We start from the raw sequence: 22,427 nt of genomic DNA on the forward strand, positions 1-22,427 counted from the left end.
CGCGGAGGTGGAGAACCTATGGCAACGGATGTCGCTAAACCGGACTTGGCGCCGGTTCCGATCTGGCGCTGCCGGGACCAATCGTGCAAAGCGTGGATCAGGGAAGAACTAGCGAACTCGCCTTCTCCGGAATGTCCGATGTGCAAAGGAACGATGGTGCGAGGAATCAAGCATTTGCCCAAACTGATCAAAAAGCATAAGGCCGCGAAGAAACCGAAGGATTCGGCGGATTCTTGGTTGAGCTAGCGATTATGTGTTTGTGTGTTTCAAGGAAAGCAGCCCCAAAGGGCTGCTTTTCTTGTACCGATCGGAAGTAAGCGGTGTGCGGTAACCATCCTTCTACGATGTGTGACACACGCCGCCTTCGACCCCATAAACGCACGCCGGGAGAGGCACCCGAAGCTGCAAAATTACATCTACTGACTTGTACATCCCTTCATTCTAAGGTGTTCCTGCAAAAGTGCATTTAAAATCACTAAAAAACTTCGAGTACGCGTGAAACGAGAGGAATAATTGTACTTTTGCAGGTCAATATTGGTTTCGCTCAAAGACGCGGTAAGACAGGTGCACTTTTACACCTCCTATAGACACTGCATAGCGCCAAGACGCACCTCATAACGAACGATTTTCTGCCCGGATGCACCTGTTACAGCAATGAAATAACCTTTGGAACACAGTGATTGCAGCGTGCGAACAGCGGTACGGTGATTGATGCGGAGGTGATTCTCTGCGTCGATCGGGCGAATCGGACGTGCGAGCTGGAACGCAAGCCGGATCAGTTCTTTCTCGTACAGACTCATTCTTTGAGGATTCGGAGTTTGCGTACGATATCTGCTAATTAGCATTCGGAGCAACATAACGCAAATATCGGGGCGATTGGCTACATCGTCGTAGGAGAAGGATATGACCTGATACCCCATTGCGGTTAAGAAGGTTTCACGGTTTAACTCGTTGCAGTACTTTTGCCTATCCATGTCGCGAACATGCGGACCGAATCCTTTGATCTCGATAATGAGCTTCACGGCTAACGTTATCCATACAAAGTCGCAGAAATAGGATTGACCCCGCCAATCGAGCACTTCGTATTCGGGATGCAGATTGTCGAAGTTACCCTGCAGTTCCCACCATACCTTGCGGCAGAATTGTTGCTCGGCCTCCCGATGCCCGCGCTCCAATCTCCCCCTGCGTTCGCCTGAACGTTTAGAGAGATGGTATTGAATAAAGGCAGGATGAGCTTGTTCGAACGACATGATCTCCAACACCTCCATAATGAAAAAAACGTCCCGGCTCCACAGAATGATGGAGCGGGACGTTCTTCGTCTCGTTGCGTGTATTGTAGCGCATATTCGTTGGTCTGACTAGGTGTATCGTGGCAATAAATGCAAATATGCAGGTCTTTGAACAAACCGGTATTGCCGATGTCCAGTAAATGCGAAAGTACAGGCGATCGATAAAAAAATCGGCTGTTAGTTGGAAGTTTAGAATATTAACAGTATTATCGCAGGTGTTTTTCGCTAGACTGAGCCTGGGGCTCAAATAACCGCACTTTTGCAGGAATCCTACATTTAAACGCTTCTCCCCTTCGCACCAGAGGCACGATCGCCGCTGCGATCACGTTTCTCCCCTTCGCACCAGAGGCACGATCGCCGCTTGCGATCACGCTGCTACGACGCCGTACAATCATCCCGCTCCCTATGCGAGATCGACATTTTATTTAATCTAGTTTGCAATTCGGACTCCGGTCATTGACAGTATTTAGGGGGGCATTAGTCTGTTGGAGGTACTGGTAAGTCAATTTAAGAGAATAGGGGGCTGCGATTATTGTGAATGCTGGGCGCGACAAGGACGAAAAACTTTTCTGGATCATTGCTTTAACGATTGTTGCGATTTCGATCGGCATTGCGCTAATCGTCTCCGCGGTCCGGGATACACCGTCCCAGTCGGACGAAGCGGGGGCAGAAGGAATCCGGTACGCGATCGTATGCAAGACGGAAGACGGGTGTTCGAAGACCGGTTAGCGATCGAACGCCTGCATGAGATGAACTAATTTCTATCGAACAATTGGAGGGAAATAAAGAGAACGTGGATGAACGGAACGAGTAACCTAACGAAAAACGGCCGAGCGGTTAGTTTACACCGCTCGGCCGTTCTATTCCAACTAGTTGTTATAAGGGTCGATCGTCTGAATGGTGCCGTCCGGATTGTACTTCAGCTCGGTAAATTTCACCGAACGTTTGTTATCGATGCCGCCGGACAAAGAGCTGTCGTGGTAGAACAGGTACCATTTGTCTTTGAATTGAATAATCGAGTGGTGGGTCGTCCATCCGATAACCGGGGTAAGGATTACGCCTTGGTATACGTAAGGGCCCATCGGATTTTTGCTGATCGCGTACACAAGCTTGTGCGTCGAACCGGTCGAGTAGGACAAGTAGTAGTAACCGTTATGCTTATGCACCCAAGGACCTTCGAAATATCTGCGATCCTCGTCGCCGGCCGTCAGAGGCTTGCCGTCTCCATCGACGATCGAAATTTCTTGCGGCGCGTTCTTGAACGACAGCATATCGTCGCTTAGCTCGGCCACGCGAGGTCCGAGTGCCGGCTCATTGCCGGTAGGACCCGTTTCTTCAGGCAGGAACGTTCCGGTCTGCCATTTCTCCAACTGACCGCCCCATAGGCCGCCGAAGTACATGTACGACTTGCCGTCGTCGTCGACGAATACGGCAGGGTCGATACTGAAGCTGCCCGGGATATAATTCTCCTCGGCTTTGAACGGGCCGGACGGGGACGCGCTCGTCGCAACGCCGATTCTGAAGATCCCTTCTTTGTCTCTAGCAGGGAAGAACAGGTAATACGTATTGTTCTTGAAAGCGGCATCCGGCGCCCACATTTGCTTGCTGGCCCACGGAACGTCGCGAACGTGAAGCGCTTCGCCGTGGTCTACGCATGGCGCGCCTTCGTCTTCCATGGACAGGACGTGGTAATCTTCCATATCGTATTGGTCGCCGTTGTCGTTAATCACATTATTATTATCCAGATCATGAGAAGGATAAATATAAATTTTTCCTTCGAATACGTGAGCGGAAGGGTCCGCGGTATACATATGCTTGACGATCGGTTCATTACGTTTTGTAGCGTCTGCCATCTAAGTTCCTCCTTAGTCTGTACCCATTGTCGAAGTTTAGAAGCGTATCCACCCTATAGTATCAGACAAGCAAGGGGTTTTAACCCTACAAAATTATGTTTAACACTCTAAAATGTTTAGAATATTCGCGATACACAAGCAGCATGGATGAGATCCGAGTTGTTTAAAAAATGAAATCGCTTTAATAATGATACATTTTGTATTGACACCAATCGAAATGTAGCATAATGTTGAGATTGTGGATACGTTTTGTATCAATTATAAAGAAATCAGTATTAATCGATATATGGGGTTTGCAAGAACCCGCCGGCCTACGCGGTTATAACATTTTTGTCAGAATTTGAGGTGATAAAATGAATTTGGGGGCGCGTCTAAGGACGTTGCGGCATTGCCGAAGAATATCTCAAACGGAGGTAGCGCAATTTATCGGCATTACGCGCTCGGCTTATAGCCATTACGAGAGCAATAGCCGGCAACCCGTCTATGAGACGATCATCAAGCTGGCAGCTTTCTTCAATGTGTCCGTAGACTATCTGCTTGTGGGGGAAGACCCGCAAGCGGTCAAGGAGCCTTCCGAGGAGCAGGATTTGAACGAGATTCTGTATTTGCTTAAACGGATGGACGGGGAGATGAAGAAGAGATCGATCCATATGATTAACGCCTTAGTCAAAGAATCGTTATCGAACGTTAAGAAGGAAGGCTAGCAAGCGTTTGTAGAACGCTTGGGCCATTCTTGACTCTCCTCTTGTCTTTCGTCTAATCTTCTCCTCCCGAAACGAATCCCGCCGTCCAATACTACTTCTGCCGTCAGCAAAGCGATAGCGAGACAACGAAATTTATCGGCGCCTCTGGCCAAGCGCTGACCGGCGTTGCGCATGAATAATCGATAATACCACACCGGGGAATCGTTCGCGATAAACGTACTTCAAATTCGATGGCGGCGCAAGGGTACGATTGGAACGAGTTTTGCGAGGCTGCGGCCATCGACCCGGATTTGGCGCTGGATGCGGAGGCGCGGCTGCCGACCGAAGACTACGAGCGTGCCGTGAATACGGCTGTTCGCGTGACCGGCGACGATGTCGTCGTAACTATGGAGCTTGGCATTGGGCTTGGACGAACGGGGCGAGAATACTCAGCGGTTAACTTTTATCGCCCTCTTCATTATTAAAAAAAAGTAAATTTAAATAAAAAATACATAAAATATATAAATTTTGTTTATTTTACTCCGATATATCACTTTGGATGTCTTTGACATTCGATAAAAGGATAAAGGAGAGAAATAAATGAGAAGCAGGATGAGGAAGAAAGCGAGTCTAGCAATTAAGCTCGCAATGTGCGCGGTTATAGGCTCAAGCGCCGTAACCGTTATTGGGTCGCGAGACGCGGCGGCGGCATTTCCGAAGATTAAATCCGTTGCAACAGGTCTAAACCGATCTTACGCGTTGGGCGAGGATGGCTCGTTGTGGTCCTGGGGGGGAAATAATCGTTATTATATACCCGCCTTACCGCGCATCGATACCCCATACGATAGCGGTCCGCTCAAACTCGAACTTACCGGCGTATCGTCCTTATCGGCTGGCCGATCGCATACGCTTATCGTGAAAGATGGCGATCTATGGGGGGTAGGCGATAACTCCGAAGACCAACTCGGCATTGATTCGGTTGAGCTGTTCGCAACGTCGATGCCTAAGAAAATCCCCGGCATCAGCAACATAAAGTCTGCGGCGGCGGGCTATCTATACTCGGTCGTGCTGAAAAACGACGGCACGCTTTGGGAATTCGGCAAAAACTATTCTGATTTCTCTGCAAGGGATACCCATTACCGTGATTTCCATATTCCTAGGCAAGTTCCTTACTTTCCTGGCAATGAAAGCGTGCAGGAAGTTGCCGCCGGTTATTACCACACGGTTGCCATTAAGGCCGATCGGACTTTGGTTGCTTGGGGCGCGAACGATAAAGGCCAATTGGGTATAGGCATGACGGACGAATTTTGGGATACGCCGGCTTCGGTGTACGGTATAGATGACGTTAAATCGATCGCCGCAGGCGGAATGCATACGCTCGCGTTAAAGTATGACGGTACTGTTTATGCGTGGGGTACCAATAGTTGCGGCGCGCTCGGCAGGAAACCTTCGGAAATCGCATCTAGTAACACGCCCCTTCAAGTAGAAGGCCTGAGCGATATCGTCGCGATCTCGGCGGGCGACGTTCACAATCTTGCGCTTGGCAAAGACGGCAAAATTCGCATCTGGGGCTGCGAAATGACGAATGACGATCTGTATGCTGATCTTGCTGTCCATGAAGTGCCGACAACGATTGAAACTCCTATCAGCATCAAATCGATAGCGGCAGGCGATCTGCATTCGTTAGCCGTGACGAGTTCCGGGCGACTGTGGGCTTGGGGATTGAACGACGTGAACCAATCCGGCCCGTCGCCCAACGTATTTATTCCTTATCCGAGAGGCTTCAAGCTCGAAGAATATGCGCCGAGTCCTCCATATAATCTGAAGGCTGCGGCGGGAGAGGGTCAGGTGACGTTGACATGGAATTCGGACGTGCCTTATCCCAAGTCCAATATCGTATTAATGAGAGAGGGAAGTACCGGCCCTTTCAAGACGGTTGCTACGATTATATTGAGCGGGAATAACTCGGGAACCTATTCCTATACGGTGAATGGACTCGCATACAGTCCATTCAAACCATATGAGTTCAGAGTCGTCACCGTGGACGGGGATGACAGAAAGTCTCCCCAGTCCGAGTCTATTTTCGCGCAGCCGAAGAAAATCTTTCAATTGCCGGACAATACCGATTTGCGATTAATTCCGTCTAAATAACCGAAAAGCGTTAGAGCGAACAAGGGCTGTCCGTCAGTCAATCACGACTGAGGGACAGCCCTCGTTTTATTGCGCGCCTGCCGGATACGGGTACTGCGACGAATAACCGCTGAACTGCTGGTACGTCGTCTGCAGCTTCTGCTGGTCCTCGGCCTCCAGCTTGTACCAGCCTTTCTGGAACATGAGATTGTATAGTTCGCGAGTGCTTTGGTGCGTTTCGTTCAATAGGCGCTGGAAGTCGGCATGCAGCTCGTTGTGGCTTGCTTCCTTGACGGCGATATTCAGGCTGTCTGTCAAATATTTGCAGGTGCTAAGCGCATCGTTCACGTAATCCCGGTCGTTCATCTCCGGACCTTTGACCGTCGGCAGCTGTCCCGTCTGCGGGTTCGCGATTTGATTCTGGCTCTGGCTCTGGCTTGGCATCGGTTCGTCCTCCTCGATAAAATAGAATATTCGTCAGGCTCGACCTGACTCGCCCTTCAGTGCGAGAGCTGCTGTGCTTGCTGCTGCGGCAGTCCGGCCATGGCGGCGTTGTTGTCGATTTGCAGATGCTTAAGCAGCTGTTCGTAGTGCGCTTGATGCATCCGCCCCGCGCTGTCGAGCGCTTGCTTGATCTGCGGATCCTTCGCCTCTCCGGCGAAATGGTGCAGCTTCTTGAACGCGTTCAGCTCCCACGAAAGCGCGTCTTTCAGATAGGATAAGTCTTTCGTCGTAATGACCCGCGGCGGAAACGGAATCGGCACGCCCTGTTGTCCGGCGTTCATACTCGTATTCGGCGTCATACAAAGCTCCTTTGATTGTGATGTAGGCGATTTTATAATTTGCCATCGCAGCCGTAAATATCCGTACAAGAATCGATTCCTCACGAAGCCGCCACGGCATCCGCGCGCTTTTCCTTAACATTTTCCATGTCTACGGAAGAAGCGATGGTGGTATAATTCCGTTCATATCGTGGAAAATGCAGGATGGGGCGAATGGACAGCATGAGAAAAGGTTTACTGTACGCAATAGCCGCTTATACGATGTGGGGTCTGCTCCCGTTGTATTGGAGATGGTTCGAGACGATCGGCGCGGGAGAAATTCTGTCCCATCGTATCGTATGGTCATTCGTATTCGTCGCGGGACTCATCATCGTCCAGCGCAGAGGGAAAGAAATCCGCGCGATTCTCGGCAATCGGGCGACGCTGCTGACGCTGACGGCAAGCAGTCTTCTCATTACTTCGAACTGGCTTATCTTCATCTGGGCCGTCAATAACGGGCATGTCATCGAGACGAGCTTAGGGTATTATCTGACGCCGCTCATCAACGTCGTGTTGGCGATCGCATTCCTGGGCGAGAAACCGACGACGGGTCAATGGGCGGCGATCGCGATCGCGGGTTCGGGCGTGCTGCTCGTCGCCATCGATTACGGCAGCTTCCCTTGGGTCTCGCTTTCGCTCTCTATAAGCTTCGGATTATATGGTCTTGTGAAAAAGCGGATGAGAGTAGACGCAACCGACGGCTTGTTGCTGGAAACGGCGGTCGTCGTGCCGTTGGCGCTCTTGTACTTCTTATACATCGGCTACTCGCATGAAGCGCATGCTTGGTCTTTGCCGACGGGAACTTTCCTCGCGTTGTTGGCGTCGGGCGTGGCGACTGCCGTTCCGCTTTTGTTTTTCGCGCGAGCGGCGAGCAGGCTTCCGCTGTCGATGCTCGGCTTCATCCAGTATATCGGGCCTACATTGACGCTTGGATTAAGCGTATTCGTCTTCAATGAAACCATTACTCCGGTGCTCCTCATTAGCTTTACGCTCATATGGTCCGCATTGATCGTCTACGCCTGGGCTTCGGTACAATCGGCCAGATCGTTGCGGACGGCGTGAGTCCCGTACGGATCTTGGATACTATGGCATTTTCTGCACGGGAACGGTATGATGAATGAAGTTAATTTCGGCGCGTTAATCGAGCAGGAAGGAGCTATTGGAATGAGCGGCGCACACCGCATGGAACGGCACCTCTCCGAAGATTCCGACATATCCGGCTCATGGCGCGAACGGCTGGAACAGACGATTACCCTCAAGTCGTTATTGCTGGCCATGGATCATTGGCTTGAGCAATCGCCTGCCGCGGAACCGGACGATGACCTGATCGATCTATGCTCGCGCAAGGCACACGCTTTGCTCGGAGCGGATCGGGAGCCGATCCAGTCCGGGAAAGCGTTGCATGATCGCATCGGCGGATTGGCGCGGCGTTACGCGGGGTTCGCGGAAGCGAAGGCTCGTTTCGAGACGATGATCGCGGCGACCTTGCTAGGCAGGCTTGAGCTTAATCACCTTACGGCTTCCGAGCTTGAATGCTTAAGAACGATCGTCGTAGAGCCAGTCGCTAGACTTGGCAACGCCCTCGCCGCCGAGGAACGGGATAACTGGCAGGTCATAGAAGCGCTATGCTTCATTATGGATAGCCGTATCTATAACGAGAAGGATATTGTAACGAAGCTGGACAACATGAAAGTTGCCCCGTTCGACCTCACGCAGAAACTTCTCCGCAGATTGCTATGGGACCAATTGGAATACGCGCAATTTCGTAGAGTCGTATACGCCTTCTACATACGGTTGAGCTCGCGGCGTTCGAAGCTGGGCTACGGGGATTTCGAGCACGGCGAAATGCTGTCCTACGTCTACGATTTCGGCAGCCGAAGCAGCGTCGTATACGAATTCATGACATGGAAAGCCGCCAACCCGATACAGCTAACCCCGGCCTTCGAGCAAGCGCTCGTTCGCTACTTCGATTTCGAAGGCCGTGGCGCTCTCAAGAACGGCAAAATCCGCCGAACGCTGCTATCGTCGAACAATAAGGCGTTTAATGAACTTATTCGCGGCATATGGCTGGAGCAATCCGGCATCATGACCAGGTTCTTTCACAAATACGGATTAAAGCTCTTGTTCTCCCTCGCGCTGGGGGCGGCGGCTGCGCTCGGCGGTATCTTTATCTTCAAGCATTGGATCGAGTGAACGGGGCTGCTCCTCCTTACGGGCGGATCGTGACCCTCGTGCCGATCGGGACTAGCGATTGCAGCAGCAGCACGTCTTCATTGAACATTCGTATGCAGCCATGGCTGACCTCCCTGCCGATCGAAGCGGGATCGTTCGTGCCGTGGATCCCATAATGAGGCTTGGACAAGCCCATCCAGAAGGCTCCGTAAGGACCTCCGGGATGGGCTTGTTTGTTGACGACCGTAAATTCTCCGGAGGGCGTTCGCGTCACCATCCTGCCGATCCCGACCGGAAATCCTCGCACGACCGTATGGCCATCGAGCAAATACAGCTGTCGATCCGACAGATCGACGATGATTCGGTATTTCGGCATACGCACACTCTCCTTTGGTAATCAGATTATTCGCGAAATCCATGGAATTAGCCATCATCTCGGTAAAATCGCTCATTGGGCCGCCTATCGATGTCTTTCATAATGAAGCTAGAACATCGATAGAAAGCGGGGGAAACGAATTGAGCTGGAAAGTGGAAGAGAACGCGTTCGATCCGGACCGGATCGCCATGAACGGCAACAAGTTCATGATCGGCAACGGAGCGATCGGGTACAGGGGGACGCTGGAGGAGTATACGAAGGAGCAATTGACCGCGAGCACGGTAGCGGGGCTGTACGACAAAGTCGGCGAAGGGTGGCGCGAGCCGATTAACGCGCCGAACGGATTATTCACGCGGATCGTATGCGATGGCGAGCCGCTTAGCGCACTGCATTCGGAGGTCGCCCGGCACTCGCACTCGCTTGATCTCTCGCAGGCGAGCTTCGGTCGGGATACGGTTTTCGCGGTCCGCTCCGGAGGTACGGTCGAAATCCGTTCCGAGCGGTTCGTCAGCATGGAACAGCTGAACCTGATCGCGATGAAGTACGAGTTCCTTGCTTCAGCGGCATGCGACATCGTCGTGGAGACCGGCATCGACGGCGACGTATGGGACATTAACGGTCCCCATCTCGAGAACAAGACGGTATGGGCCGAGGATGGCATCGTCGGACTAACCGCGATCACGCATGAACTGCGAATGGAATTGACGGTTGCCGAAGCGGTGAGATGGAACGTCGGCGCACGGCGGATCGAGGAGAACCGGGACCCCGGATCATCGATCCGGCGATTCCGCCTTCGCTGCGAGCCCGGCGTGTCTTACGGTTTCACGAAATACGTCTGCATCAGCTACGGGGAATCGGAGGGGAAATCGTCGGCGACAACCGCGTTGTCCATCGTCAACGCCGCGTTGCCGCTCTCCTACGAGACGCATCTGCAGGAGCATCGCGCGCATTGGGAACGGAAATGGGAAGCATCCGACATCGTGATCGACGGAGACGAGGAGGCTCAATTCGCGCTTCGTTACAGCTTATATCAGCTGCACATTATCGCGCCGACGCATTCCGAGCGCGTCTCGATTCCGGCTAGAGGCTTGTCGGGCCAAGTGTACAAAGGAGCCGTATTCTGGGATACGGAGATGTTCATGCTGCCGTTCTTCCTCCACACGCAGCCCGAGATCGCCCGCAACTTGGTCATGTATCGGGTGCACACGCTGGACGGAGCGCGCCGGAAAGCGGCCGAGTACGGCTACCTTGGCGCCTTCTATGCTTGGGAAAGCCAGGATACCGGGGATGACGCCTGCACATTGTTCAACCTTACGGACGTGTTCACGAATCGGCCGATGCGGACGTACTTCCGCGACAAGCAAATTCATATTAGCGCGGACGCCGCATTCGGAATTTGGCAGTACTACGAGTTCACGGGCGACGAGAGCGTGCTGCTGGAAGGCGGCGCCGAAGTCATCCTGGAGTGCGCGCGTTTCTTCTATTCGTACGCTTACTACAAGCATGACAAGCAGCGTTACGAAATTCTCGACGTGACGGGTCCCGACGAATACCACGAGCGCGTCAATAATAATGCGTTCACGAACGCATTGGCGCACAAGACGATCGAAATCGCGCTGCAGACGCTGGAATGGCTGGCCGCAAGGCATCCGCAGTACGGCGCGTCGCTGATCGCGAAGCTTAATTACCGCGAGGATGCGCGAATGCTGAAGCAGATGCTGGAGCGTCTTTACGTTCCGCGGCCCGATCCGGAAACCTCGATCATCGAGCAATTCGACGGCTATCGCAAGCTCGAAGACGTCGATCTCTGGACGCTCAAAAGCCGCATTCTGAACGAGAGCGAATATTTGGGCGGAGGCAACGGGCTGGCGACGACGACGAGAATTCTGAAGCAGGCCGACGTCGTGCTCCTGCTGCATCTGTTCAAGCGCCGTTATTCGCAGAACGTCAAACGAGCCAACTGGGAGTACTACGAACCGCGCACGGAGCACGGCTCCAGCTTAAGCGCATGCATCTACGCGCTCGTCGCTTCGGATATCGGCAATCCGGATTGGGCTTACCGCTATTTCCTCCGGACGGCGACGATCGATTTGACCGGCGAGTCGAAGCAATACGTCGGCACGCTGTACATCGGCGGGACGCATCCCGCGGCGAACGGCGGCGCCTGGATGGCGGCCGTGCTCGGCTTCGCCGGCGTCGACGCCGGCGAAGGAGCCGTGCGCATTCGTCCTGCGCTGCCCGAAGGGTGGCGGTCGATCAAGTTCGGCATCGCCTTCCAAGGCGGACGTTATCGCATCGAAGTGTCGCGTTCGGAGGTCCACGTCAGCGCGGACGCAGGCAACGAATCCGCACAGCCGTTCATCGCGAACGGCAAGTCGGCATCCGTTGCTCCCGGGGCCATTTACTCCTGGACGATCAATAAAGCCGAGAGAGGTGCGCGTCATGCTTAACCGGATCAAAGGCGCGATATTCGACTTGGACGGCGTCATCGTCGACACGGCCAAGTATCATTATTTGGCTTGGAGACGGCTTGCCGACCAACGCGGCATTCCGTTCACCGAGCACGACAACGAGCGGTTGAAGGGAGTAAGCCGGATGCGGTCGTTGGACATTATTCTCGAGCTCGGAGGATTCACGTTGCCGGACGAAGAGAAGGAAGCGATGGCGGCGTACAAGAACGAGCTGTATCTCGACTACATTCGCCGCATGGACGAGTCCGAAATTCTGCCCGGGGCGAAGGAGTATATGGCCTCGTTGCGTGCGAAGGGGGTTCGGATCGCGCTCGGCTCCGCGAGCAAGAACGCGGCGTTCATCCTGGAGCGCGTAGGGCTCAGCGGCATGTTCGACGCGGTAATCGACGGCACGAAGGTGACCAAGGCGAAGCCTGATCCCGAAGTGTTCCTCGTCGCCTGCGAATCGCTCGGACTGGCGCCGCGAGACTGCGCGGTATACGAGGACGCGGCCGCCGGCGTTCAAGCGGCGAAAGCCGCCGGCATCTACGTCGTCGGCATCGGCGACGGCGACGTGCTGGGGGAAGCCGACGAAGTCGTTGCCGGGCTTCACGAGTTGGTGTCTTAACGGGGGAAAGCAAAAACAGAAGACGACTGCATCCCTATGAGGGTTGCGGGTCGTCTTTGTGCTTTAAGAGCCGGTTGCGCCTCTTTGTTAAGATTATTGCGAAGTCAGCTCCAGAAACATAATGCAGCCGGTATCATCGGTATATAGGCGAAGCTCGGCCAGCTTCTTCCGATCGATTCTTGCGGTCATCCGAATCATATCTTCCTCTACCCGGTAGATGAGCCACCAATCCATGCACGCTTCCATGAACGCGACATTAGGCGGTTCCGCGATAAAGTTGGCGATCAGCAATTTTCCGCCGGAACGGAGCTTGCCGAATAAGGCGGCCGTAAGCCGCTCCGACAGGTTATCATTCAAATAATCGTACAAACCGGCTGCATAAATCAAGTCAAACCCCGTATCCCGGATGGTATCTTTGCGGAGGATGTCGACGACCGACGTGCTGGCGGTACCGATCCTTCCGTTCCAAGTCTTGCGGACGACCTCAAGCGATGCCGTGTCTTGATCTATCGCGGTAAAGCGAACCGCTTGATGGTCTCTCATGCCTTGGCATGCTTCGGCTTCGCGAAGATGGCCGCACCCGACGGACATGATGGCGGGCGATGGGCAGCGTTGCAGCGTCTCGTCTATTTTCGAGGTCAGTATCGCTTTCCTCGACCGGACCGCGCTCGTCTCCGGATGTTTCAGAAATTCCCGGTATATACGCAGCCCCAGATCCGATTCTTGCTTTAAGCTTGCGATAAGTTCCGGATCTTCATTGTAGATGAGGTCCATCACTACGGGATCTCCGGGGTATCCGCGAGGCTTCTGATAACATCTGCGGGTAAAAGGATCTTGTTGAAAAATGCCCATAACCGGATGCGCCCGACAATCGTTAATAAAAGTTTTCCAGGCTTCTGCGGTTAACGTACGACGGATTTGTCCTAAACCGTAGAAAAAATCGTTCACGACATTCTCGATTCGGTCGTTCTTGAAAGCTTCGAAGGTGCGGTCCAAGAGGCTGCGTTCTCCCATGAATCATTCCCTCCTTATCAATGTTTGTAAACGCTTACCATTTGCGTTCGTCCATCACCTCGCATGAGTTAATACTCTAATACTTATGCACGTGAAGCGGAAATCCTGCTAATAAATGGTTATTTGCTAGATAAAAGAAAAGGTACGACCGCCTCATTGCTCATGAGCGATTGTACCCATCTTCGTTTAACGGCTTTCCCCCGCTTTGAAGCCCATCAGCGTCTTCTGCAGCACGCCCGACAAGCCTTCGAGCTCCTTGGCGATGTCGACGACCTCTTGGCTCGAATGCAGCTGCCCGGCGCTTAGCGCGGCCACTTGCTCGGACGTTGCCGACGCCTCCTCCGAGAAGCTGCTGACGCTCGCGATCGAGGCGTTCAGTTGCCGCTGCTTCTCGCCAAGCTTGCGAACGTCGTGCTTGATCCGCTCCGCGAGCAGCGAGAAAGCTTCGGAATTCTCGTAGACGGAAGCGAAGATCCCGCCCGCCGTTCGAATCGATTCGATCTGGGATCGCAGCAGCGGAAGCGCGGTCGACAGCGCCTTAACGGTCTGAACGATCTCCTCTCGGATCGCATCCGTCATCTCGTGCACGGTCGCGATCGACTCGTTCGTCTGGTCGGACAGACGGCCCATCTCCGACGCGATCACTTTGAAGCCGCTGCTCGACGATCCCGATCTTGCCGCTTCGATACCCGCGTTAAGAGACAGTATTTTCGAATCCTTCGTAATCTTGTCCAGCAGATCCAAGATGCGCTGCATCGCTTCCGTGCTTTGTTCCAGCCGGCCGACCCGTCCGACGAGCCGGTCGATCGATTGCTCCGATTCGATCGTGCCCGAGACGATGCTCTCCATGAACCGCTTGCCTTCGGAGGACGCCGACTTCACCTCGAGCGAAGACTCGTTGATTCGGTCGGTCGCCCCGATGACGCTCTCCAGATCGCCGTTCATCGAATCGACGATATGATGGACGGTCTCGGCTTCGGAGGCCAACTGAGCCGAGCCCTCCGCGATTTCGTTCGTCGCGATCGATATCTCGCTTGCCGCGCTCGCGGTTTGCCGCGATACCCCGAGCAGAACGCTTGACGTTTGAAGCACTTGGCTCGCGGAATGACGCGTCTGATCGATGAGACGCGTCATTTGTTCCATCATCCGGTTGAAGCTGCCCGACACCTCGCCGATCTCGTCGCGTCTTCGCAGCTTCGTCCGAACCGATAGATTGCCGCTTGCTCCTTCGTTCAGCATACCGCGAATATGCAGGAGAGGTTTGCCTACGTGCAGAATGACTAAGTATCCCAAACCGATCGCGAGCGCTGCGGAGATGAGGCACATGACGATCGTCAGATCGCGAATCGCTTTCGTATCGGCGACAAGCTCCTTCAGCGGCGCGATGCCGGATAACGTCCAAGAAGTTCTTGAGAGCGGCTCGGAGACGACGAGATGATCGTCTTTCCACGGTTCGGGCGAGAACGGTTGTCCGATATTCTCGGCAACGGACGATAACAGCACGTTACCTTGAGCGTCGGCGAGCAGCATCCGCGAGCTTTCGCTGAACCGGACCGAGCCCAGCGTCTGCGAGAGCAGCTCGGCATCGATTTCGAAGACGATCATCGATTTGCCGATCATGCGGGCCAGCGCGAACACGTTGCCCTTGGCCATGCCCGTATAACCGTCGTTCTTGGGCGGCAGCCACAGCGCTTTGCCTTTAAGCGCCATCGTCTCGGCGTACCACCCGGCTTTACGATCGATCGGAATCAATCCTGCGGAGATGGAATTGACCGTCTCGTTCACGTTAACGGTATCGAGCAGCGTGATCGACAGTATGAACGTATTCGTGCGAGCCAGCTGATTAAGCGTATCCTGCAAATCCGCTTTGCCGCGGGTTTTGCCGGAGACTTCCGCGTTCGGGTCGAAGATCGCGGACAAGCTTTCTTGCAAATCTCTGCTTGTGGAAAATTGAAGCGACATGTCCTCGAACGGTTTGAGCAGCAGCCCGATTTTATCCGCGGACTCCTTAACGGTTTGTTGGGATACCGCCTCCATCTGGCCCGCGATGATGGATTGGGATTTGTCGTAGGAGATCATGCCTACGAGCAACACGGATACGAGAGTAGATGCGAATAAGAGCAAGAAAAGCTTGGTACCGACCGAACGCAGCATTGTCACGCCAAACATCCCCTTTACGTTATTGGTTCTGTCTATACCAATCATTGTAAACGGAGATAGATTCGTGATAATGTGTCGTTCTACGCATATGATGTGCGCTCGTACGGGAAATCGCCCGGAGGCTCCACAATCTACTGGCAAGCCGTAATAATAGAGGTAAAGATCTGTCCGACGGGGGGGGGACCCAGGATGAAGGCATCGATTAGAAATCCCTTGACGAAGATGAACGTCAAACAGCAGCTGATCCTGCTGTTTTTGGTGCTGGTCAGCCCGGTGTTCATCCTGAACTGGTACGCGAACTTGATGGCCGAGCGGATTTTAACGACTCAGGTAACAGGCGCGTACGAGGAGCTTAACAAGCAGAATCACTTCCTGCTTAACCGGGATATCGACACGATCAACCGGATTATGTCGACGATCATTCAGAATCCGATTACGCAAAGCATGATCGTAGAGAAGGGAGACGAGGAAATCGACCTCGTTCGCAAATACTCCGACATGACGAAGCTGCTTCGCAGCAACTCGGTGGGTATTTTCGGCGGGGAAGCCGTCTATTACCTCTTGTTCGTGTTTGATCCGAACGACCGGTTCGGCTTCGCGCCGAAAAATATTAACATCGACAAGTTGGACACCTCGTCCAACGTATTCTATTATTCGGACGAAAACAAACTTCCGTGGATGGACGCGGCGCTGGCGCAGAAGGGCAAAGGCGTGCTCGCTTACATGGACAACCTCGGCCCGAAGTCGGACCAGAGGACGCTCGCGTACATGCGGGTCGTCAACAACATCTCCCGCGGCAACAGCGTCATCGGCATTCTCGTCGCGACGAAGATGGAAAAGAAGATCGAAGAGTCTTTCAGTACGGTATCGCTCCCGGTAGGCGGCGAGATGTATTTGACGGACTGGAACAATCTCGTGCTTTCCTCGACGACAGACATGATCGGACGGACGATAAGCCTCCCGGATCCGATTGAAGACGAGACCGAATTCGAAAACACGATAAGCATGATTTCTGACGGGTACATTTACGTAGCCCATACGAGATACGCGCAACAGCAAAAACTCATTTACAAAATACCGACCAAATCGCTGCTTCAGAAGCAGGACGAGTTGAAGCGGGTCATTCAGCTCATCTCGATCGTTTACTCGCTGTTCGCGCTGGTCGTCATGGTGTATTTCTGGCGCTCGCTCATGACTCCGCTGCAGAAGCTGGCGACGTTCTCGCGATCGTACGAGCCGGGCAAACCGTTGCCGAAGATGCCGCAGCGGGAGCGCAACGATGAAGTCGGCGTGCTTATCTATTCGGTGCACAGTATGACGCACAGGCTTAACGACATGATCCGCGATCAATATTTGATGGAGATTAAGCAGAAGGAATCTCAGCTGCAATTGCTCTATCAGCAAATCAATCCGCATCTGCTCTATAACACGCTTGAGAGCATTTACTGGAAGAGCTCGCTCGAAGGAAATGCCGGGTCGGCGGAGATGATCAAGGAGTTGTCGAAGCTGATGCGGATCAGCCTCAGCCGGGGTCGCGAGCTGATCGCGATCAAGGACGAGCTCGAACACGCGAGCGCTTACGCGAGCTTGCAGCAAAAGCGATACGAGTACGGCTTCGCAATCGAATGGCGAATCGACGACGACACGTTCGCTTACGAAATTCCGAAGATCACGCTCCAGCCGCTCATCGAGAACGCGATCATCCACGGCGTTATGAACATGGGGGAGGATGGCGAAATCACCGTCTCCGCCAAGAAGCTGACCGATTCAATCCGAATTACGGTCGAGGACAACGGCTACAAGGCAGTCGATTACGAAGCGATCAACCGAATGCTCGCGGACGCGAACTCCGCTTCGGGTTACGGGATTCGCAACGTACAGCAGCGCATTCAGCTTCATTTCGGAGAGCGATACGGGCTGACCTTCGAACCGAGGGAAGTCGAGGGGACGAGAGTCATCATGACATTGCCGTTGCGCGCGCAGCCCGTTACGGACCAACCGTAAACACCTATAAGGAGGCAACCTCTCATGTACAACATTCTCATTGTCGACGACGAACCGCTCATTTGCCGAGGGTTAGCCAGCTTACTGAACGCCTCCGGACTGAATATCGAACATATATATACCGCGCACAACGGATACGAAGCGCTGGATTACTTGCGGATGGAGAATATCGACCTGCTCGTGACGGACATCCAGATGGGCTCGATGAGCGGGATCGAACTGATGCAGCAGGCCAAAATCATCAAACCTTGGGTGCAGGTCATCATTATTTCGGCGCACGAGACGTTCCAATACGCCCAATTAGCGATTCGGCTGGGGGCGAAAGACTATCTCATCAAGCCGCTGAACAGCGAGCAGTTCCTCGGCTCGGTCAGACACGTGCTCCTGCATATGGATAAGCCGGCGCAGGATCAGGACCAGCTCATGTCCGATCTGCGCGAGCATTTTCACCTGTCGACGCCTAACCCGAAGCGCGCGGAGCTGCTTAACTGGCTTCTGGACGAGCATGCCGGAGAACGGGACGGTCTCGTCGCCGAACTGTCCAACGTTCACGACATTCATTTAACCGGTCCGTACTTCGCCGTCATCAAGCTTCGGCTCGATCTGTCGTCCGGAGGCCGCGACGTGGCGAGCAAGGACGGCAAGCTGCTGCAATACGCCGTGCTCAACATCGTAAGCGAGCTGCTCGACCGAGAATGGGACCATCAAGCGTTCTATTCCGAAGGTCACGAGATCGGAATCGTCATTCAATGGGACGAGGCCAAGTACGGCGATTCGAGCGTCGATACAATCAATCAGCTCGAGATGATCGGGAGAAGCCTGCATTTCAACGTCCATAAGTTCCTCGGCTTCCAGTGCGTCGTCGGCATTAGCCACATCCTGAGAGGCCACGCGTTCTTGGGCGAGCTCGGCAAGCAGGCGATCAAGGCGATGCTCTGGCAGCGTCAGCACAAGGACCACCATGTATTCTATTACGGAGACTTCAAGTGGGGAGTCTTGTCGGAGGAAGAGCCTTCCGAAGAGGAGATGGCCGCCCAGAACAACCTGATCGTCGAACGGGCGACCGAATACATCCACCAGAACTACGCGCAGAAAGGATTGACGCTGGGCGATGTCGCGCAGAAAAACCACGTCAGTCCGAACTACCTCAGCTATCTTTTTAAGAAAAATACCGGCTTTAACCTATGGGAATACGTGATTAAGCTGCGCATGGAGGAAAGCAAGCGGCTGATCCAGCATTCGGATTTGCGCCGTTACGAGATCGCCGAGCGCGTCGGTTACGAATCTCCGGAGCATTTCAGCAAAATTTTCAAAAAATATTTCGGGATCAGCCCCAGCGAGATGAAGAAGTAAGATCGCCTATCATCCGAATAGATATGCACATGTTCAGGAGCGGCCGCTCCTTCTACAATGATGGAAGATAGAAAAAGGAATGAGGGACATCTAATGGAGCAAACAACAGCCGTTCCAATCCAGCTGCAGCCGCGCGAGCGACCGAAGAGGAAGTTCAGACGGAATTTTTGGGGTTATCTCTTCGTGCTGCCCGCCATCGTTATTTTCGCGTTATTCCTTTGGTATCCGATCGTCAAAGGTCTGATGGACAGCCTTTACAAGATCGACTTCGTCAAAGGCGATTCGTTCGTCGGATTCGACAATTATCGGACGGTCTTTAATGACCCGGACGTTAGGATTGCGGTCAAAAATACATTGAAATACATGGGACTAGGTATCGTCATCGGCTTCTGGGTACCGATTCTGTTCGCCATTATGATCTCCGAGATGCGGAAGTTCCAGGGCTTCGCCCGCGTCGCGGCCTACTTGCCTTACGTCGTGCCGTTCGTCGTGCTGTACGGCGTCTGGAGGTGGATGTACGACCCGGTCGGTCCGATTAACCAAGTAATCAAGTCGTTCGGGATCGACCCCGTACTGTTCATGGTCGATAAAGCGTGGGCGATGCCCGCGATCGTCATCATGGAGACGTGGCAAAGCTTCGGATCCGCGATGCTCATCTACTTGGCCGCCGTGCTCAGCATCCCGCGGGATTGGTATGAAGCCTCGGAGATCGACGGCGCCGGCGTTTGGCAGCGCATACGCCATATTACGCTGCCGGCGATCAAGAATCAGATCTTATTGCTGCTGATGCTGCAGTTGATCGCTACGTCGCAAGGCTTCCAGACGCAGTACGCGATGCTCGACGGAGGCCCGAACAACGCCACGTTGACATACGCTCTCTTGCTTACCCGTTACGCGTTCGTTCGTCAAGACTATGGCGTCGCTTCCGCGATGGGCGTAATCATGTTCTTCGCTCTTGTCATCCTCGCGATCATCCAGTACAGGCTGAACAGGAACGGAGGGATCGACTGATGAAGGCGTCCAAATCGCTCGAAAGAGGCATTCTATCCAGCTACGATCATCAGAAGCCGTCGATCAGGCTCGGCTATTATTTGATGAACTTGATCGTTCTCGTCATGATGTGCGTCATGGTGTATCCGCTGCTCATCTCCTTGTTCAACGGTCTGAAGGTGAACAAGGAAGTGAACTCGTTCCCGCCGACCTTCCTTCCGCGGGACGGCTGGCACTTCGACAACTATAAGAGAGCCTGGGAATATATCGATCTGCCGAAATATTTGAAAAATACGCTGTTCATCTTCGGCGGCAATATGTTGATTATCGTCATCGTCATCGGTTTCGCGGCGTTCGCGCTGTCGAAGATGAAGTTTCCGTTCAGACGCGGCATCTATTACTACTTCCTGCTGACGTTGTTCGTTCCGGCCACGACGTACGCGATTCCGAACTTCGTCAACCTAAAGGAGCTCGGCTTGATGGGATGGTACGGCGCGATTTGGCTGCCGGCTGGCGCGAACGCGTTCTATCTGCTGCTGCTCAAGACATTCATGGACGGCATTCACAACGAGACGTTCGAATCCGCCCGGATCGACGGAGCGTCGGAAATCCGCACGTTTTTCCAAATCGCGTTTCCGCTGTCGATTCCGATTTTCGCCACGCTTGCGATATTCGTATTCGCCACCGCATGGAACGACTGGTTCTGGCCGAATTTCATGCTCGGTCAAGACTATAAGCCGCTCTCCGCCGCGATCAAAACGTTAGTTCTCGACGCGAGGATGCTGGATTTGAATATGAAGTTCGCGATTTTGACGATCGTGATGTTCCCGCCGATCATGATCTTCCTTTTCTTTCAAAAGTATATCTTAAGGGGTTTATACCTAGGCGGAGTAAAAGGGTAATTCAAACATTGATGTTATTTTCTGTCCGATATCGACAGAGCGTAAATCTGCACACAATCGAAATAGGAATACACATCGCTCTATGAATACGCCTCCATTATGATGAGCGTGTAAGTCAAATTCTGAAACGAAAAGGGGAAATAACAACATGCGTAAGATTACAAGCGTCATCTCGGTACTCATGGCCGCGAGCTTGGTACTGGCAGCGTGCGGAAGCAACAATAATAACGGCAACGCGGCTTCGAGCTCCGCTCCGGCTGCAGCGACTCCAGCTTCGTCTCCTGCCGACACGGGAAGCGCTGCTCCTGCAGATGACCCTACGCAAGTGAAAGCGACGATCAGCATCTACTTTCCGACGCCTGACAAAGTTCAAGAGCGTAAGCTCGAGGACGACAAAATCGCGCGCTTCAACCAAGTTTACCCGAACGTTGAGATCATTAAGAGCGATTGGCAATACAACCCGAATGAAATCGGGATCAAGATGGGCGCCAACGAAGCGCCGACGTTGTTCAATACGTATGCTACGGAAGGCAAGTTCCTCGTTGAAAAAGGCTGGGCTGCCGACATTACGGAGCTGTGGAACTCCTACGAGAAGAAAGACCAATTCAATAAAACGCTCTCCAGCCAATTCATTATCGACGGCAAAGTATACGGTATCCCGCAACGCGGTTATATCACGGCAACGGTCGTTAATACGAAAATGCTGAAAGACAAAGGCATCGCGCCTCCTCCGTTCAACTGGACTTGGGACGACATGCTGAACACGGCTAAAGCCGCCGCGGATCCTAACGCCGGCATTTCCGGTTTCGCTCCGATGGGCAAAGGCAACGAAGCAGGCTGGAACTGGACGAACTTCCTGTTCGCAGCCGGCGGCGATATCCAAACGGTCGACTCCAAGGTTACGGCTGCGTTCAACTCCGATGCAGGTTTGAAAGCGATCGAGTTCTACAACAAGCTTAAATGGGAAGCGAACGCGATTCCGCAGGACTGGGCGCTCGGATGGGGCGACGCGGTAGGCGCATTCGCGCAAGGCAGAACGGCAATGGTTATTGCCGGTGCCAGCGACCCGGTCGATCAAGCGTTGAACCAAGGCGGCATGTCGCCTAGCGATATCGAAGTTTATCCGAACGCGGCTGCGCCGGGCGGCTCGCATGCGGGCATTATCGGCGGCGACTTCCTCGTCATCAATCCGAACGCCTCGAAAGACGAGCAAGCGATGGCATTCCGTTACGCGGTATTCGACTACTTCAATGACGACTTCCTTACTTCGCTCGACGCGAACATCGAGGCTCGCAAAGCCGAGAACAAGTACTTCATCCCGCCGGTATTCGAGTACTTCGACATGACGTCCGAATTCGGCCAAAAAGTGAAAGCCGTATACGAAAAGCACGACAACGTTTATCAATACAAACAAGAATTCCTGGATCTGCTCGACGCCAAACTGGAAGCTCAATACAATACGCAAGACTACTACGCAGCGATGACGAACGTCATTCAGGAAGTATTCTCCAAGCAAGGCGTAGACATGAAAGCTTCGTTGGACGCGACTGCAAAGACGGTTCAAGAGAAATTCTACGACACGATCCAGCTGTAACAGAAACC

21 protein-coding genes are annotated in these 22,427 nt (G+C 53.4%); 14 read left to right on the plus strand and 7 right to left on the minus strand.

What is annotated here, in order from left to right:
* Positions 1–18: 18 nt before the first annotated feature.
* On the plus strand, positions 19–246 hold the full coding sequence (locus COHPA_RS0120680) for a cold-inducible protein YdjO-related protein (RefSeq protein ID WP_027088055.1): 228 nt from the start codon (positions 19–21) through the stop codon (positions 244–246).
* 335 nt (positions 247–581) lie between these two features.
* Here the strand turns inward: COHPA_RS0120680 and COHPA_RS0120685 are convergent, their stop codons facing one another.
* On the minus strand, positions 582–1,250 hold the full coding sequence (locus COHPA_RS0120685) for a DUF559 domain-containing protein (protein WP_027088056.1): 669 nt from the start codon (positions 1,248–1,250) through the stop codon (positions 582–584).
* A 573-nt stretch (positions 1,251–1,823) separates the two neighbouring features.
* On the opposite strand from COHPA_RS0120685, the gene COHPA_RS0120690 reads away from it, so the two are divergent.
* On the plus strand, positions 1,824–2,018 hold the full coding sequence (locus tag COHPA_RS0120690; protein ID WP_027088057.1) for a hypothetical protein: 195 nt from the start codon (positions 1,824–1,826) through the stop codon (positions 2,016–2,018).
* A 140-nt stretch (positions 2,019–2,158) separates the two neighbouring features.
* Here COHPA_RS0120690 and COHPA_RS0120695 read toward each other — a convergent pair whose 3' ends face one another.
* A complete protein-coding gene (locus COHPA_RS0120695; RefSeq protein ID WP_027088058.1) occupies positions 2,159–3,142 on the minus strand; it encodes a glycoside hydrolase family 43 protein in 984 nt (327 codons plus the stop codon).
* A 353-nt stretch (positions 3,143–3,495) separates the two neighbouring features.
* On the opposite strand from COHPA_RS0120695, the gene COHPA_RS0120700 reads away from it, so the two are divergent.
* The 3 genes from COHPA_RS0120700 (at position 3,496) to COHPA_RS0120710 (ending at position 5,976) form a co-directional block, all read left to right on the plus strand.
* Positions 3,496–3,846: a helix-turn-helix domain-containing protein gene (locus COHPA_RS0120700; protein WP_027088059.1), complete on the plus strand. Its 351-nt coding sequence runs from the start codon at positions 3,496–3,498 to the stop codon at positions 3,844–3,846.
* A 230-nt stretch (positions 3,847–4,076) separates the two neighbouring features.
* On the plus strand, positions 4,077–4,310 hold the full coding sequence (locus COHPA_RS0120705; protein WP_027088060.1) for a hypothetical protein: 234 nt from the start codon (positions 4,077–4,079) through the stop codon (positions 4,308–4,310).
* Between the two features lie 163 nt (positions 4,311–4,473).
* Entirely contained in the window at positions 4,474–5,976 is a 1,503-nt protein-coding gene (locus COHPA_RS0120710) for an RCC1 domain-containing protein (protein WP_281173030.1), read from the plus strand.
* Positions 5,977–6,042: 66 nt separating this feature from the next.
* Here the strand turns inward: COHPA_RS0120710 and COHPA_RS0120715 are convergent, their stop codons facing one another.
* Together COHPA_RS0120715 and COHPA_RS0120720 are read right to left on the minus strand one after the other, a co-directional pair.
* Positions 6,043–6,399, minus strand: coding sequence for a spore coat protein (locus COHPA_RS0120715; protein ID WP_027088062.1), 357 nt, complete (start codon positions 6,397–6,399; stop codon positions 6,043–6,045).
* Between the two features lie 56 nt (positions 6,400–6,455).
* Entirely contained in the window at positions 6,456–6,758 is a 303-nt protein-coding gene (locus tag COHPA_RS0120720; RefSeq protein ID WP_027088063.1) for a ferritin-like domain-containing protein, read from the minus strand.
* Between the two features lie 201 nt (positions 6,759–6,959).
* On the opposite strand from COHPA_RS0120720, the gene rarD reads away from it, so the two are divergent.
* Together rarD and COHPA_RS0120730 are read left to right on the plus strand one after the other, a co-directional pair.
* Positions 6,960–7,838, plus strand: coding sequence for an EamA family transporter RarD (rarD, locus tag COHPA_RS0120725; RefSeq protein WP_035121560.1), 879 nt, complete (start codon positions 6,960–6,962; stop codon positions 7,836–7,838).
* Positions 7,839–7,940: 102 nt separating this feature from the next.
* Complete coding sequence (locus tag COHPA_RS0120730) at positions 7,941–8,969, plus strand: hypothetical protein (RefSeq protein ID WP_156926713.1); 1,029 nt, start codon at positions 7,941–7,943, stop codon at positions 8,967–8,969.
* 16 nt (positions 8,970–8,985) lie between these two features.
* Here COHPA_RS0120730 and COHPA_RS0120735 read toward each other — a convergent pair whose 3' ends face one another.
* On the minus strand, positions 8,986–9,324 hold the full coding sequence (locus COHPA_RS0120735; protein WP_027088066.1) for a L,D-transpeptidase: 339 nt from the start codon (positions 9,322–9,324) through the stop codon (positions 8,986–8,988).
* 140 nt (positions 9,325–9,464) lie between these two features.
* Between COHPA_RS0120735 and COHPA_RS0120740 the strand changes: the two genes are divergently transcribed.
* Positions 9,465–11,774 (plus strand): glycoside hydrolase family 65 protein, encoded by a 2,310-nt coding sequence (locus tag COHPA_RS0120740; RefSeq protein ID WP_027088067.1) that lies wholly within the window; start codon positions 9,465–9,467, stop codon positions 11,772–11,774.
* Complete coding sequence (gene pgmB, locus COHPA_RS0120745; RefSeq protein WP_027088068.1) at positions 11,767–12,402, plus strand: beta-phosphoglucomutase; 636 nt, start codon at positions 11,767–11,769, stop codon at positions 12,400–12,402. Before COHPA_RS0120740 ends, pgmB begins: the two co-directional genes overlap by 8 nt.
* Positions 12,403–12,495: 93 nt before the next feature.
* On the opposite strand, the gene COHPA_RS23925 is transcribed toward pgmB, so the two are convergent.
* Complete coding sequence (locus tag COHPA_RS23925) at positions 12,496–13,416, minus strand: class I SAM-dependent methyltransferase (RefSeq protein WP_027088069.1); 921 nt, start codon at positions 13,414–13,416, stop codon at positions 12,496–12,498.
* A 186-nt stretch (positions 13,417–13,602) separates the two neighbouring features.
* Entirely contained in the window at positions 13,603–15,570 is a 1,968-nt protein-coding gene (locus tag COHPA_RS0120755) for a methyl-accepting chemotaxis protein (RefSeq protein WP_027088070.1), read from the minus strand.
* A 195-nt stretch (positions 15,571–15,765) separates the two neighbouring features.
* Between COHPA_RS0120755 and COHPA_RS0120760 the strand changes: the two genes are divergently transcribed.
* The 5 genes from COHPA_RS0120760 to COHPA_RS0120780 all read left to right on the plus strand — a co-directional run bounded on the left by COHPA_RS0120760 (position 15,766) and on the right by COHPA_RS0120780 (position 22,419).
* Positions 15,766–17,580, plus strand: coding sequence for a sensor histidine kinase (locus COHPA_RS0120760; RefSeq protein ID WP_027088071.1), 1,815 nt, complete (start codon positions 15,766–15,768; stop codon positions 17,578–17,580).
* A gap of 24 nt (positions 17,581–17,604) precedes the next feature.
* Positions 17,605–18,933 carry a response regulator gene (locus COHPA_RS0120765; RefSeq protein ID WP_027088072.1) on the plus strand — a complete coding sequence of 443 codons (1,329 nt, stop codon included), beginning with the start codon at positions 17,605–17,607 and terminating at the stop codon, positions 18,931–18,933.
* A 93-nt stretch (positions 18,934–19,026) separates the two neighbouring features.
* The gene (locus tag COHPA_RS0120770) at positions 19,027–19,944 is read left to right on the plus strand and encodes a carbohydrate ABC transporter permease (RefSeq protein ID WP_027088073.1); all 918 of its coding nucleotides are present in this window, start codon (positions 19,027–19,029) and stop codon (positions 19,942–19,944) included.
* Positions 19,944–20,825, plus strand: coding sequence for a carbohydrate ABC transporter permease (locus COHPA_RS0120775; RefSeq protein WP_027088074.1), 882 nt, complete (start codon positions 19,944–19,946; stop codon positions 20,823–20,825). The genes COHPA_RS0120770 and COHPA_RS0120775 overlap by 1 nt, the downstream gene beginning before the upstream one ends.
* Before the next feature lie 148 nt (positions 20,826–20,973).
* Positions 20,974–22,419 carry an ABC transporter substrate-binding protein gene (locus tag COHPA_RS0120780; RefSeq protein ID WP_027088075.1) on the plus strand — a complete coding sequence of 482 codons (1,446 nt, stop codon included), beginning with the start codon at positions 20,974–20,976 and terminating at the stop codon, positions 22,417–22,419.
* Positions 22,420–22,427: the final 8 nt, after the last annotated feature.

Source organism: Cohnella panacarvi Gsoil 349 (assembly GCF_000515335.1).
GTDB lineage: Bacteria > Bacillota > Bacilli > Paenibacillales > Paenibacillaceae > Cohnella > Cohnella panacarvi.